This is a genomic window from Flavobacterium haoranii (genome assembly GCF_009363055.1).
In the GTDB taxonomy this organism is placed as follows: Bacteria; Bacteroidota; Bacteroidia; order Flavobacteriales; family Flavobacteriaceae; genus Flavobacterium; species Flavobacterium haoranii.
This window is the reverse complement of the sequence record NZ_CP045292.1, coordinates 1,751,318-1,765,877: the sequence shown is the minus strand read 5'-3', so window position 1 is coordinate 1,765,877 and position 14,560 is coordinate 1,751,318. Positions and strand designations below refer to the sequence as shown.

General features: G+C 39.6%; 4 protein-coding genes, 2 tRNA genes and 3 rRNA genes. 6 read left to right on the top strand and 3 right to left on the bottom strand.

Annotated elements, in window-relative coordinates; translation table 11 throughout:
* Window positions 1-11: 11 nt before the first annotated feature.
* On the bottom strand, window positions 12-1,280 hold the full coding sequence (locus GCU34_RS08475) for an exo-beta-N-acetylmuramidase NamZ family protein (protein WP_072783438.1): 1,269 nt from the start codon (window positions 1,278-1,280) through the stop codon (window positions 12-14).
* Window positions 1,281-1,285: 5 nt separating this feature from the next.
* On the opposite strand from GCU34_RS08475, the gene GCU34_RS08470 reads away from it, so the two are divergent.
* The 6 genes from GCU34_RS08470 (at window position 1,286) to rrf (ending at window position 8,412) form a co-directional block, all read left to right on the top strand.
* The gene (locus GCU34_RS08470; protein ID WP_072783318.1) at window positions 1,286-2,518 is read left to right on the top strand and encodes an ABC transporter permease; all 1,233 of its coding nucleotides are present in this window, start codon (window positions 1,286-1,288) and stop codon (window positions 2,516-2,518) included.
* A gap of 815 nt (window positions 2,519-3,333) precedes the next feature.
* A 16S ribosomal RNA gene (locus GCU34_RS08465) occupies window positions 3,334-4,848 on the top strand.
* A gap of 78 nt (window positions 4,849-4,926) precedes the next feature.
* Window positions 4,927-5,000: transfer RNA gene (locus GCU34_RS08460), tRNA-Ile, on the top strand.
* 87 nt (window positions 5,001-5,087) lie between these two features.
* Window positions 5,088-5,161, top strand: a tRNA-Ala gene (locus GCU34_RS08455).
* Between the two features lie 102 nt (window positions 5,162-5,263).
* Window positions 5,264-8,134 (top strand): 23S ribosomal RNA (locus GCU34_RS08450).
* 168 nt (window positions 8,135-8,302) lie between these two features.
* Window positions 8,303-8,412: ribosomal RNA gene (gene rrf, locus GCU34_RS08445) — 5S ribosomal RNA — on the top strand.
* The 16S, 23S and 5S rRNA genes sit together here with 2 tRNA genes alongside, the layout of an rRNA operon.
* Before the next feature lie 198 nt (window positions 8,413-8,610).
* On the opposite strand, the gene GCU34_RS08440 is transcribed toward rrf, so the two are convergent.
* Both GCU34_RS08440 and gltB read right to left on the bottom strand, forming a co-directional pair.
* Window positions 8,611-9,999: a glutamate synthase subunit beta gene (locus GCU34_RS08440; RefSeq protein ID WP_072784649.1), complete on the bottom strand. Its 1,389-nt coding sequence runs from the start codon at window positions 9,997-9,999 to the stop codon at window positions 8,611-8,613.
* Between the two features lie 11 nt (window positions 10,000-10,010).
* Window positions 10,011-14,492, bottom strand: a complete 4,482-nt coding sequence (gltB, locus tag GCU34_RS08435; RefSeq protein WP_072784647.1) for a glutamate synthase large subunit — start codon at window positions 14,490-14,492, stop codon at window positions 10,011-10,013.
* Window positions 14,493-14,560: the final 68 nt, after the last annotated feature.

Sequence of the window (14,560 nt, the reverse complement as noted above, 5' to 3'; positions counted from 1 at the left end):
TCTATCCTCTATTATTCATAAATCAAATACTGTTTTCTCATTTCTTTAAATTGTTTTAAACCTTCTTGCCAAGAAGCTCTAATTTCTTTTTCTGAAATTCCACTTTCAATTTGTTGTTGTAGTTTTTTGGTTCCGGCAAGTTTGGTGAAAAACGAATTAAAGAATTTCGATTTATCGGCTGTTTCATTGTAAGCTTTTAATAACCAATTCAATTCTAAACGATTTATTTTTTTAATTCCACTCAAATCTTCTCCGTAACACTCCTTATTATTATATAAAGGATCTTTTGCTCCTTCATTTGGTTTCGGAATAAAACTAAATTTTTGAATTGGTAAAAAAGGAGAACCATAAATTTGGAATTGTTTATTGGTGCCACGACCAACACTTACATTCGTTCCTTCAAAAAAACATAAACTCGCATATAAATTTATAGATTGATCATTTGGTAAATTGGGTGAAGGTTTTACAGGTAAAGTATAACTCATATTTCTATTGTAGTTTTCGCAAGGAATTACAGTTAGTTTACATTGAATTCCCCGTCCTGAGCCTGTCGAAGGATCAAGCCATTTCTCACCATTTATCATTTTAGCATATTCACCAATGGTCATGCCATGTAAAACCGGAATTTTATGCATTCCTACAAAACTTTTAAATTCTTCTTCAAGAATTGGTCCATCTACAATAGCAATATTAGGATTTGGACGGTCTAAAACTAATAACGGAATATTTTGCTCGGCACAAGCTTCCATTACATAAAGTAGTGTAGATATATAAGTGTAAAATCTCGCACCAACATCTTGAATATCGAATATCACAACATTTATTCCTTCTAATTGTTCGGGTTTTGGTTTTTTGTTGTTTCCGTAAAGTGAAATAATAGGTAAACCAGTTTTGCTGTCTTTTCCATTTGCAACATGTTCGCCAGCATCGGCAGTTCCTCTAAAACCATGTTCTGGAGCGAAGATTTTAGTAACTTCAACTTTTTGGTCCAATAAAAAATCAACTAAATGTGTTCCATCAGAAAGAATCCCAGTTTGATTGGTTACAATGCCAACTTTTTTGTTTTTGAGAATTGACAAATACTTTACGGAATTATCAGCTCCTAAAATTATTGGTTTCTCTAAATTTATATTATTGTCAGTTCGAGCGGAGTTGAGAACTTCAATATTTGCCTTTTGCCTTTTACCTTTTGCCTTTTTACTTGAAATCGAATTTCCACATGAAAAAACAACTAAAACCAAGAATAAAAATGTATTTTTGAAGAATAATTTCGGAATCATAACCATTGAATTTAGAATATTTCATAGCCAAACGACTTACCGCTGCTAAGAGCCATAAAAGTAGTGTTTCTTCTCCAATTATTAAAATTGCAACTGTTGCTATTGCATTAGGAATTTTAATGATGATTATTTCTGTTGCAACAGGAATTGGTTTGCAAAGAAAAATACGCGAAAAAGTATCAGCTTTTAATGGACATGTTATTATTTCTAATTTCGACGATAATCAATCTCAGGTTAATACTGTTCCTATTTCTACGAATCAAAATTTTTATCCAAAGTTTAATTTAGTTGATGGTATTAAACACATTCAAGCTGTAGCAAATAAAACCGGATTAATTCGTACAGAAGAAACGGTTGAAGGAATTGTTTTAAAGGGTGTTGGTCAAGATTATGATTGGAATAATATTAAGGAGTATTTAGTACAAGGTAAATTACCTAAAATTTCTGATCAATTAACGGACGAAATTATAATTTCAGAATTTCTTGCAAGTAGATTGAAAGTAAAGTTAAATGATGTTTGCCGAACCTATTTCTTAAAAGAAGGAGGAAAAGGCTATAATCTAAGAAGTTTTAAAGTAGTCGGGATTTTTAATTCCGGATTTCAAGAGTTCGATGCTAATTATATTATAGGAGATATTAAGCATGTTCAGAAAATAAATAAGTGGCAAAAAGACCAAGTAGGACAATTCGAAGTTTTTTTAAACGACTTTGATAAAATAGAAGAAAAAGGGAATGAAATTTACAAAACCATTCCTCCTACATATAATAGTATAACAATTGCAGAAAAGTATTACAGCATTTTTGAGTGGCTCAAACTTTTCGACTTTAATATTATTGTAATATTAATAGTAATGATTGTGGTGGCTACTATTAATATGGTAGTAGCTTTATTAGTGCTTATTTTAGAGCGCACACAAATGATAGGTATTTTAAAAGCATTAGGTGCTACAAATTGGAGTGTTAGAAAAGTTTTTCTTTACAATGCATTTCATTTAATAGCTCGCGGACTTCTCTGGGGAAATGTTGTTGCGATATTCTTACTAGTTATTCAAAAGTATTTCGAAGTAATAAAACTAAATCCACAAAACTATTATGTAAATGTTGCGCCTGTTTATATAGATATACCTTATATAATAGTATTAAACATAGGTACAATATTAATATGTATAATGGTATTAATAATTCCTTCATACATTATTACGAAGATATCACCGGTTAAAGTTATCCGATTCGATTAATTTTCATTTTTAAGCAGCACATTTATATTTTTTCATAGTGAAATTGTACCCGCTGTTCATTATATCTTTTTTTATTTGGTCTTTTTTTTAGGCTGAAACGACAGTTTTAGAATCAGACATTTTGTTTTAAGAGCTTTTTTTAGGCTAAAAAAAGGATGTCATTGCCATCGGGGCTGAAAAAACGTGTGCAAAAAAAATCCTTATACTTATATATTATATAGTAGAGCTACTAAATATACAACAGTATTAAAAGCCTTAATAAAGGGTTTATAAAAAAAGGTAAAAAAAAGTTTTTTTGTAAGTTATTGTAATTCAGTGGTAAGAAAAAAACTTTGCAAAAAAGGATAAAAAAAGGTTATAAAAAGTTTGCGAATACGGAAAAGAGTTCTACTTTTGCACCCGCTTTGATAAGGCAAAGAGTTCATAGAAATACTGAAAAACGGATTAAAAAATTTTTAAAAAAAGTTTAAAAAAGATTTGGTTTGTAAGAAGTAAAGATAGTATCTTTGCCGTCCGCAAATGAGTCGTTAGACGAATTCACTGAACACAATTTAAAGATAGGTTTTAGTGAAGTAAAACGAGGAAGTTCTTTTAGAAAAATGACAAAAAAATAGGTTTGAAAAAATTAAAAAAAAGTTTCAAAAATATTTGCGAGTTAAAAAAGAAGTTGTACTTTTGCACCCGCTAAACGAAAGAATAGCGAAAGACATAGAAGAATACGTTCATAGACATATTGGATTGACAGCATACAAAATTAAGAGAGTAAGACTCGATTAGAATTAACCTAGCACTTATCGTACAATATTAAAAATACTACGATGAAGAGTTTGATCCTGGCTCAGGATGAACGCTAGCGGCAGGCCTAACACATGCAAGTCGAGGGGTAGAGGAAGCTTGCTTCCTTGAGACCGGCGCACGGGTGCGTAACGCGTATGCAATCTACCTTGTACAGAGGGATAGCCCAGAGAAATTTGGATTAATACCTCATAGTATTTTCGAATGGCATCATTTGATTATTAAAGTTCCAACGGTACAAGATGAGCATGCGTCCCATTAGTTAGTTGGTGTGGTAACGGCACACCAAGACGATGATGGGTAGGGGTCCTGAGAGGGAGATCCCCACACTGGTACTGAGACACGGACCAGACTCCTACGGGAGGCAGCAGTGAGGAATATTGGGCAATGGTCGGAAGACTGACCCAGCCATGCCGCGTGCAGGAAGACGGCCCTATGGGTTGTAAACTGCTTTTGTACGGGAAGAAACCCTCCTACGTGTAGGAGCTTGACGGTACCGTAAGAATAAGCATCGGCTAACTCCGTGCCAGCAGCCGCGGTAATACGGAGGATGCGAGCGTTATCCGGAATCATTGGGTTTAAAGGGTCCGTAGGCGGTCTTATAAGTCAGTGGTGAAATCTCCTAGCTCAACTAGGAAACTGCCATTGATACTGTAGGGCTTGAATTTTTGTGAAGTAACTAGAATATGTAGTGTAGCGGTGAAATGCTTAGATATTACATGGAATACCAATTGCGAAGGCAGGTTACTAACAAACGATTGACGCTGATGGACGAAAGCGTGGGGAGCGAACAGGATTAGATACCCTGGTAGTCCACGCCGTAAACGATGGATACTAGCTGTTTGACGCAAGTTGAGTGGCTAAGCGAAAGTGATAAGTATCCCACCTGGGGAGTACGCACGCAAGTGTGAAACTCAAAGGAATTGACGGGGGCCCGCACAAGCGGTGGAGCATGTGGTTTAATTCGATGATACGCGAGGAACCTTACCAGGGCTTAAATGGGAGACGACAGTTTAGGAAACTAGACTTTCTTCGGACGTCTTTCAAGGTGCTGCATGGTTGTCGTCAGCTCGTGCCGTGAGGTGTCAGGTTAAGTCCTATAACGAGCGCAACCCCTGTTGTTAGTTGCCAGCGAGTAATGTCGGGAACTCTAGCAAGACTGCCGGTGTAAACCGTGAGGAAGGTGGGGATGACGTCAAATCATCACGGCCCTTACGTCCTGGGCCACACACGTGCTACAATGGCAGGTACAGAGAGCAGCCACTTAGCGATAAGGAGCGAATCTATAAAACCTGTCTCAGTTCGGATTGGAGTCTGCAACTCGACTCTATGAAGCTGGAATCGCTAGTAATCGGATATCAGCCATGATCCGGTGAATACGTTCCCGGGCCTTGTACACACCGCCCGTCAAGCCATGGAAGCTGGGGGTACCTGAAGTCGGTGACCGTAAGGAGCTGCCTAGGGTAAAACTAGTAACTGGGGCTAAGTCGTAACAAGGTAGCCGTACCGGAAGGTGCGGCTGGAACACCTCCTTTCTAGAGAAATGATAAGATGGTTAATAAAAAAGAGCTTTTACTCTCGCTGTTAGTTCAAAAAATAAGTTTTAAATACAGAGTCTCGTAGCTCAGCTGGTTAGAGTACTACACTGATAATGTAGGGGTCGGCAGTTCGAGTCTGCCCGGGACTACTAATTTTAAGATACTAGGAAATTTTAGAAGTTGAGAGGTTATGAATTATAACATTCGTAATTCGTAATTCACAATTAATAAAAATTGGGGGATTAGCTCAGCTGGCTAGAGCGCCTGCCTTGCACGCAGGAGGTCATCGGTTCGACTCCGATATTCTCCACGAATCACTTAGGTGATAAAAGTTCATTGACATATTGAGAAAAGAAAAACATAAGTAGAATAGAAAGCACAGTTTTGCATTTAAATGTAAGACTAATAAGTACAATAAGCAAAATAAGGGCGTATGGGGGATGCCTAGGCTCTCAGAGGCGATGAAGGACGTGATAAGCTGCGAAAAGCTGCGGGGATTGGCACATACGAATTGATCCGCAGATATCCGAATGGGGCAACCCACTATGTTGAAGACATAGTACCCGATAGGGGGCGAACCCGCTGAACTGAAACATCTAAGTAGGCGGAGGAGAAGAAAACAAAAGTGATTCCGTAAGTAGTGGCGAGCGAACGCGGATTAGCCCAAACCAAAGTTGTTACGGCAATTTTGGGGTTGTAGGACCACGACATTTCTTGCGGATTGAATTAGAATAACCTGGAAAGGTTAACCAAAGAAGGTGATAGTCCTGTATAAGTAAGAGAAGATAAGGATAGTGGTATCCTGAGTAGCGCGGGGCACGTGAAACCCTGTGTGAATTTGGCGGGACCATCCGCTAAGGCTAAATACTCCTGAGAGACCGATAGTGAACCAGTACCGTGAGGGAAAGGTGAAAAGAACCGTGAATAACGGAGTGAAATAGATCCTGAAACCATACGCTTACAAGCGGTCGGAGCCCTTTAGTGGGGTGACGGCGTGCCTTTTGCATAATGAGCCTACGAGTTACCGTTGCTGGCAAGGATAAGGTATTAAGTACTGGATCCGTAGCGAAAGCGAGTCTGAATAGGGCGCCATAGTCAGTAATGGTAGACGCGAAACCGTGTGATCTACCCATGGGCAGGTTGAAGCTGTGGTAACACATAGTGGAGGACCGAACCGGTTGACGTTGAAAAGTCTTCGGATGACCTGTGGGTAGGGGTGAAAGGCCAATCAAACTCGGAAATAGCTCGTACTCCCCGAAATGCCTTTAGGGGCAGCGCTTATGGAGTTTATTAGAGGTAGAGCTACTGATTGGATGCGGGGGCTTCACCGCCTACCAATTCCTGACAAACTCCGAATGCTAATAAATGCTCATAAGCAGTGAGGGCATGGGTGCTAAGGTCCATGTCCGAGAGGGAAAGAACCCAGACCATCAGCTAAGGTCCCCAAATGTATACTAAGTTGAAAAAACGCGGTTTGTCTGCTTAGACAGCTAGGATGTTGGCTTGGAAGCAGCCATTCATTTAAAGAGTGCGTAACAGCTCACTAGTCGAGCGGACGAGCATGGATAATAATCGGGCATAAGTATACTACCGAAGCTATGGACAGATTAATCTGTGGTAGGGGAGCATTCTAAACTGGGTTGAAGGTGATCTGCGAGGATTGCTGGACTGTTTAGAAAAGCAAATGTAGGCATAAGTAACGATAATGCGGGCGAGAAACCCGCACACCGAAAAACTAAGGTTTCCTCAGCTATGCTAATCAGCTGAGGGTTAGTCGGGTCCTAAGGCGTACCCGAAGGGGGAAGTCGATGGCCAACGGGTTAATATTCCCGTACTACTTATAATTGTGATGGAATGACGGAGTGATGAAAGCACCGCGAACTGACGGAATAGTTCGTTAAAGCACTTAGCTATATCTTTTATAGGCAAATCCGTAGAAGATGGTGAAATGCGATAGTACTCGGAGTCTTCGGACGATGGGATAGTGTGCCTAAGGGCTTCCAAGAAAAGTTTCTAAACTTAGATTATAAGTACCCGTACCGTAAACCGACACAGGTAGTTGAGGAGAGAATCCTAAGGTGCTCGAGAGATTCATGGCTAAGGAATTAGGCAAAATAGACCTGTAACTTCGGGAGAAAGGTCGCCAGCGCAAGCTGGCCGCAGTGAAAAGGTCCAGGCGACTGTTTATCAAAAACACAGGGCTCTGCAAAATCGTAAGATGAAGTATAGGGCCTGACACCTGCCCGGTGCTGGAAGGTTAAGAGGAGATGTTATCTTCGGAGAAGCATTGAATTGAAGCCCCAGTAAACGGCGGCCGTAACTATAACGGTCCTAAGGTAGCGAAATTCCTTGTCGGGTAAGTTCCGACCTGCACGAATGGTGTAACGATCTGGACACTGTCTCAGCCATGAGCTCGGTGAAATTGTAGTATCGGTGAAGATGCCGATTACCCGCAGTGGGACGAAAAGACCCTGTGCACCTTTACTATAGCTTAGTATTGACCTTGGACACGTGATGTGTAGGATAGGTGGGAGACTTTGAAGCGGGTTCGCAAGGATTCGTGGAGTCATTGTTGAAATACCACCCTTTGCTTGTCTGAGGCCTAACCCCGCGGATGCGGGGGACATTGCTTGGTGGGTAGTTTGACTGGGGTGGTCGCCTCCAAAAGAGTAACGGAGGCTTCTAAAGGTTCCCTCAGCACGCTTGGTAACCGTGCGTAGAGTGCAATGGCATAAGGGAGCTTGACTGAGAGACATACAGGTCGATCAGGTACGAAAGTAGAGCATAGTGATCCGGTGGTTCCGCATGGAAGGGCCATCGCTCAAAGGATAAAAGGTACGCCGGGGATAACAGGCTGATCTCCCCAAGAGCTCACATCGACGGGGGGGTTTGGCACCTCGATGTCGGCTCGTCACATCCTGGGGCTGGAGAAGGTCCCAAGGGTTGGGCTGTTCGCCCATTAAAGTGGCACGCGAGCTGGGTTCAGAACGTCGTGAGACAGTTCGGTCTCTATCTACTGCGGGCGTTAGAAATTTGAGTGGATCTGATTCTAGTACGAGAGGACCGAGTTGGACTGACCTCTAGTGTATCTGTTGTCTCGCCAGGGGCACTGCAGAGTAGCTACGTCGGGAAGGGATAAGCGCTGAAAGCATATAAGCGCGAAACCCACCACAAGATGAGATTTCTTTTAAGGGTCGTGGAAGATGACCACGTTGATAGGCTATAGGTGTAAAGGCAGTAATGTCATAGCCGAGTAGTACTAATAACCCGTAAGCTTATGTACGCGTCTCCCCCGCATTTTTGCGGGGGAACTTTCTTTCTGAATTATAAAATAGATTCTTTTCTCAATATGTTAAAATATTGCAACAAAGTTGCAGTTATGAGTTTTGAGTTATAAGTTAAGAGTTTTTAAAACTGTAAACTATAAACTGTGAACTGAAAACTAAAAACTTAAGGTGGTTATTGCGTCGGGGCTCACCTCTTCCCATTCCGAACAGAGAAGTTAAGCCCGATTGCGCCGATGGTACTGCATAACTGTGGGAGAGTAGGTCGCTGCCTTTCTTTTGAAAACCCTATCCATATCGGATAGGGTTTTTTGTTTTATAAACTTTTCTTTTTTTTGGATCTGTTATCCCAAAATATAGCCCCGATGGAAGCGGCATCCTTTTTTGAGTTACTTCCATTTAGCTCGAACTGACAAAAAAACAAAAAAGATACAGCGAACAGCGGGACAACTATTTATTTTTAAGCGATTGTGTGCTAATTATTTTTATTAAGTGAATGCGCTAAATTTCTACCATCGGCAATAGCGTTTACTACCAACGAAGCGCCAATTCGGGCATCGCCAATAGTGAGATATTTAGAATTTGAAGTACTGTAATTTTTACGAGCAAATTTTTCTCTGTTCCAATTAATGTGGTTTCCAGAAATAGCAATAGAACCCGTGAACCCGATGGCGATTAAAACCAAATCGCAAGGAATGGTTCGGCTAGTGTTGGCAACAATTTCTTTGGTTCGGTTGCCGTTTTGGTCAAAACCAAGAGTTACCTCGCTAATGGTTATGGAAACGATCGCTTTGTTTTCGTCAACATTGAATTGGGTGGCATAATTTTTAAAAATGCGTTGGCTGCCTTCTTCGTGAGAAGTCGAATCTTTATATTGGTAAGCATCTAAAGGCCAAGGCGTTTTTTCGGAACGATCTTTAGGAGGCTTTTCATGATAATCCAATTCGGTGACAGATAAAGCACCTTCTCGATTGGCTGTTCCAATGCAATCAGAACCGGTATCGCCACCGCCAATGACCACAACGTGTTTTCCGTTGGCATTGATTTCTTTTGAGTTGATTTCGCCAGAAACTAATTTATTGGTTTCCGTTAAATATTCCATGGCATAATGCGCGTTGCTGAAATTTTCTAAAGAAATATCATACTGACGTTCTTTTTGCGCTCCAATAGCAAATATGATTTTGTCGAATTGCTGTTCGAGTTCCGTTAGCGGAATGTCTTTTCCGATTTCCGTTTGAGAATGAAATTCAATTCCGACTTCTTTTAACAGCTCGATTCTTCTTTTGACTACCGATTTGTTCAGTTTAAAATCGGGAATTCCGTAGGTCAACAAACCACCAAATTCTTTATCTTTTTCGTAAACAGCAACACTATAACCATACGAATTTAAATAGTAAGCAGCAGCTAAACCCGAGGGGCCGGAACCAATGATGGCAATTTTAATTCCGTTTCGCTCTTTCGGTTCTTCGTTGATAATCCAATTGTTTTCAAACGCTTTTTCGATTATCGTTTTTTCAATTTCTTCAATGGTTACGGCATCACTATTAATGCCTAAAACACAACCTTGTTCGCATGGAGCCGGGCAAATTCTTCCGGTAAACTCGGGAAAAGGATTGGTTTTCGACAAAATATGATAGGCATCTAGCCAACGACCTTCAAAAGCCGCTTTGTTAAAATCGGAAATATTATTGTCCAACGGACATTTGTAATGGCAAAACGGAACGCCACAATCCATGCAACGAGCCGATTGTTCTTGTTCGTTTTTTGAGTCAAAAGGAGAAGTGAATTCGGTAAAATGTTTTACTCTTTCTGCAACTTCTTGTTTTTGAGGTAATTCTCTTTTATATTTTAAAAATCCGTCCATTTCAGTTTCATTTAGTATTCTGCAACTTTTGTTTGGGTTGCCAAAATGATTTTTTTGTATTCGTTAGGAATTAATTTCACTAAGTGATGTTTTGTAACGTTCCAATCGGCTAAAATTTCTTTCCCAAGTGTACTATTGGTTAATCGAATGTGTTCCTGAATTTTATCGAATAGAAATTCATGTTCGTTAGTAGTAATTTCATCGAATTCTAGCATTTCGAAATTCACCATAGCTTCTAAATTTTCTTGCGTTTTGTAGAGATACGCAATTCCTCCGCTCATTCCGGCACCAAAATTTTTACCAATGGTTCCTAGGACAATCACTTTTCCTCCGGTCATATATTCGCAACCATGTGCACCAACGCCTTCCACAATCACATCGGCACCCGAATTACGAACTGCAAAGCGTTCGCCGGCTCGTCCGTTGATAAAAATATTTCCGGAAGTTGCACCATATAAAGCAACATTACCCACGATGGAATTTTCTCGCGATAAAAAGGTTGCTTCTTTTGCTTTTTTAGCGACCAATTGACCGCCCGAAAGTCCTTTTCCAAAATAATCGTTGGCTTGACCAATTAAATTTAAGAACAAATTAGCATGCGCAAAAGCACCAAAACTTTGTCCGGCAGAGCCAATGAAATTCAATTTAATATATGGTGTTTTTTCAAGATTTTCCTTTTCATATTTTACCATGTAATGCGATAAGGTAGTTCCAACACTTCGGTCTAAATTAAAAATCGTGTAATTTTTTTCAATGAAATTCTCGCCTTTGAAACGCGGGAAAATTTCGTCAACAATTCTTTGGTTTAAACTTCCTTCCAAATTAAAAGCCTGACAACTAAAAATATGATTTGGAATGTTGTAAGTGTTGTGCGCTTTATACAAAAGAGCGTCTAAGTTTAGTGTTTTGGTTTTCCAAATGGTGCTGCTATTCGGATCTACTTTTAAAACATCTACTTGACCAACCATTTCATTAATGGTTCGGAAACCAAGAGAAGCCATAATTTCGCGAAGTTCCGTAGCAATATGTGTGAAATAATTGATGACATATTCGGGTTTGCCTTTGAATAATTCACGCAATGTTTTGTTTTGGGTTGCAACACCAACCGGACATGTATTCGTATGACATTTGCGCATCATAATACAACCTTGCGTAATCAAAGCAGCAGTAGAAATACTCCATTCTTCGGCACCTAAAAGTGTAGCAATAGCAATGTCTTTAGCCGTGCGCAATTGACCATCTGTTTGTAAAACGACACGATCGCGTAAACCATTCATTACCAAAGTTTGATTGGCTTCTGCCAAACCTAGTTCCCACGGTAAACCCGCGTGTTGAATAGAACTAATTGGTGAAGCTCCGGTTCCGCCATCGTAACCCGAAATCATAATAGCTTCGGCTTTTGCTTTTACCACTCCGGCTGCAATTGTTCCTACGCCAGCTTTGGAAACCAATTTCACATTGATTCTCGCCGAAGGATTAGCTGATTTTAAATCATAAATAAGTTGGGCTAAATCTTCAATAGAATAAATATCGTGATGTGGTGGTGGTGAAATCAAACTCACGCCCGGTGTGGAATGACGCACTTTCCCAATCCATTCGTCTACTTTATAACCCGGAAGTTGTCCGCCTTCGCCTGGTTTTGCGCCTTGAGCAACTTTAATTTGGATTTCGTTGGCTTCCGTTAAATATTCGATAGTTACACCAAATCTTCCGGAAGCAACTTGCTTAACCGCAGATCGCATTTCTGTTTTTTCGTAACGAATAGGATCTTCGCCACCTTCACCTGAATTGGATTTTCCGCCAATTCTATTCATGGCAACTGCTAGGGAAGTGTGTGCTTCCCACGACAATGAACCAAAAGACATAGCTCCGGTTGAAAATCGTTTTAAAATCGAAGTTACAGATTCGACTTCTTCCAATGGAACGCTGATTCGTTTTCTGAATTTTAATAAGTTGCGAAGTGAAATTTTTTCGCTTGAATTGACTAATTCGGCAAATTGTTTATATTGTTGGTAATCGTTTTTCCAAGCCGATTGTTGTAATAAATGAATAACTTCTGGCGAAAGTAAATGTTTTTCACCTTCTTTATTCCATTGGAAAAAACCACCAGTTGTTAAATAATGTTCGTTGAAATCGTAAGCATAGTGGTGTTTTTGCAAAATTTCTTTCGCAATATCATCAAAGTTTAAACCTTCAATGCGCGAAACGGTTCCTGTGAAAGCATATTGAATGACTTCATTGTGAATACCAACTGCTTCAAATATTTGAGCACCATGATAAGATTGTAATGTTGAAATTCCCATTTTAGAGAAAATCTTCAATAGTCCGTCATTAATTGATTTAGTAAAATTTTTATAGTAATAGGCTTTTTCGTCTTCTTTTTGATATTTTTTGCAATAAGCATCAATGGAAGCAAAAGCCATGTATGGGTTGACCACATTAGCTCCGTAACCAATTAAAGTAGCGAAATGATGCGAATTTAAAACATCGCCAGCTTCAACGGCTATTCCGGTTCTAACGCGTAATTTTTTACGAGTTAAATGATGATGAATGGTTCCGACTGCTAATAAGGATGGAATTGGAGCCCATTTATCACTAGAATTTCTATCGGAAATAATTAAAATATTGATTCCTTCGTCTAACAAGGCTTTGTCTGCTTCTTTGCAAATTTTTCGAAGTGCTTCACGCAATCGTCCTGGTTTTCCATCAGCCTCAAAAACAGCATTGATTTGTTTACTTCTAAAATTGGTATGATCAACTTGGCGAACAGCTTCTAATTGTTCGTTTGTGGCAACCGGATGTTCAAAAGTAATTTGTTTGCAATGTGCCGGAGTTGTCGATAAAATATTAAACGAGCGACCAATACTCGTATTCAGCGACATCATGATGCGTTCGCGAAGCGGATCAATGGGCGGATTGCTGACTTGCGCAAAATGTTGCTTGAAATAATTACTCAAATGTTGGGGTTTATCGGAAAGGATTGCCAAAGGCGAATCGAATCCCATAGAACCAATAGGCTCTTTGCCAGAAGTAATCGTTTCCACTAAATGGCGGTCGATATCTTCTTCGCTAAAGCCAAACATTTTCTGTTTTACAAACAAGTCTTCCGGATTTTCAATTGCATACGATTTGTTGCGTTTCGGAAGTTGTTCAATACTGATTTCGTTATTGGAAATCCAAGTTTTATAGGGTTTTTGGTTGACGATTTCCGCTTTTACTTCGTCGTCTTCAATAAAACGCTCTTTGTTTAAATCGATCAAAAATATTTTTCCCGGTTCCAAACGCCCTTTACGGTCGATATTTTCTTCTTCTATGGGTAAAGCGCCTGCTTCCGATGATAAAATGATTCGACCATCTTTGGTAAAACAAAATCGTGACGGACGTAATCCGTTTCGATCTAAAGTTGCGCCTACAAAATCACCATTGGTAAAACACAAGGAAGCCGGACCGTCCCAAGGTTCTATTAACGAAGCGTGATATTGGTAAAAATTGCGTTTGGCTTCGTCCATATTTTTATCTTCTTGCCAAGCTTCTGGAATTAACATCATCATGCTATACGGCATACTTCTTCCGGCTTGATAGAGCAATTCTAACATATTATCTAAATTGGCAGAATCGGAATTTTTATGATTAACCACAGGATTTAAAGTTGCAATATCTTTGGGAGAAAAATGCGAAGATTCAATATGATTTTGGAAGGATTGCATCCAGTTTACATTTCCTTGAATGGTGTTAATTTCGCCATTGTGTGCCAAAAAGCGGAACGGTTGTGCCAAATGCCATTTCGGAAATGTATTGGTAGAAAATCGGGAGTGAATTAAAATAACTTTCGATTTGTACAACGGATTGGACACATCTAAAAAATATTCTTTCACTTGGAAAGTAGTCAATTGACCTTTGTATACAATAGTCTTAGACGAAAACGAAGCGATGTAGAAATTTTCGTCCGTTAGGCTAAATCGCAAGTGGATTGTTTTTGTGATTTCTTTTCGCAGCACATACAAACGACGTTCAAATTCACGAGAATCGCCAGAGAATTCTTCATGAGAAACAAAAAGTTGTTCGATAGCAGGTTCGGTTTCTTTAGGTGCATTTCCTAAAGATTCGTTATTTACGGGAACTTTTCGGTAGCCCAACAAATCAAAACCTCTGTTTTCTAAAATAGCATTGATGGTTTCCCGACAAAGAGCACGTAATTTTTTATCTCTTGGAAAGAAAATCATTCCCACGCCATAATGTCCTTTTTCGGGTAATTCAATTCCTATTTTTGTCAATTCGCTTCTGAAAAATTCATCTGGAACTTGCGTTAAAATTCCGGCACCGTCACCCGAACAAGAATCGATTCCTGTTCCGCCACGATGTTCCATATTTTCCAACATGGTAATTCCGTCGGCAACTAGTTGATGATTGGCTTCGCCGTGAACTTGAGCAATGAATCCTATTCCGCATGAATCGTGTTCAAATGAACTTCTATATAAACCTTGATCTTCCATAATTTAATTCTGATTTCATTTACAAAAAGTAGTTTGTAAATGGTCGATTTTATAAAATCGGAACTATT

Excerpts from the sequence above, each read along its gene's own strand:
- GCU34_RS08475 (WP_072783438.1), bottom strand. The coding sequence starts at position 1,280 with ATGATTCCGAAATTATTCTTCAAAAATACATTTTTATTCTTGGTTTTA.
- gltB (WP_072784647.1), bottom strand. The coding sequence starts at position 14,492 with ATGGAAGATCAAGGTTTATATAGAAGTTCATTTGAACACGATTCATGC.
- GCU34_RS08440 (WP_072784649.1), bottom strand. The coding sequence starts at position 9,999 with ATGGACGGATTTTTAAAATATAAAAGAGAATTACCTCAAAAACAAGAA.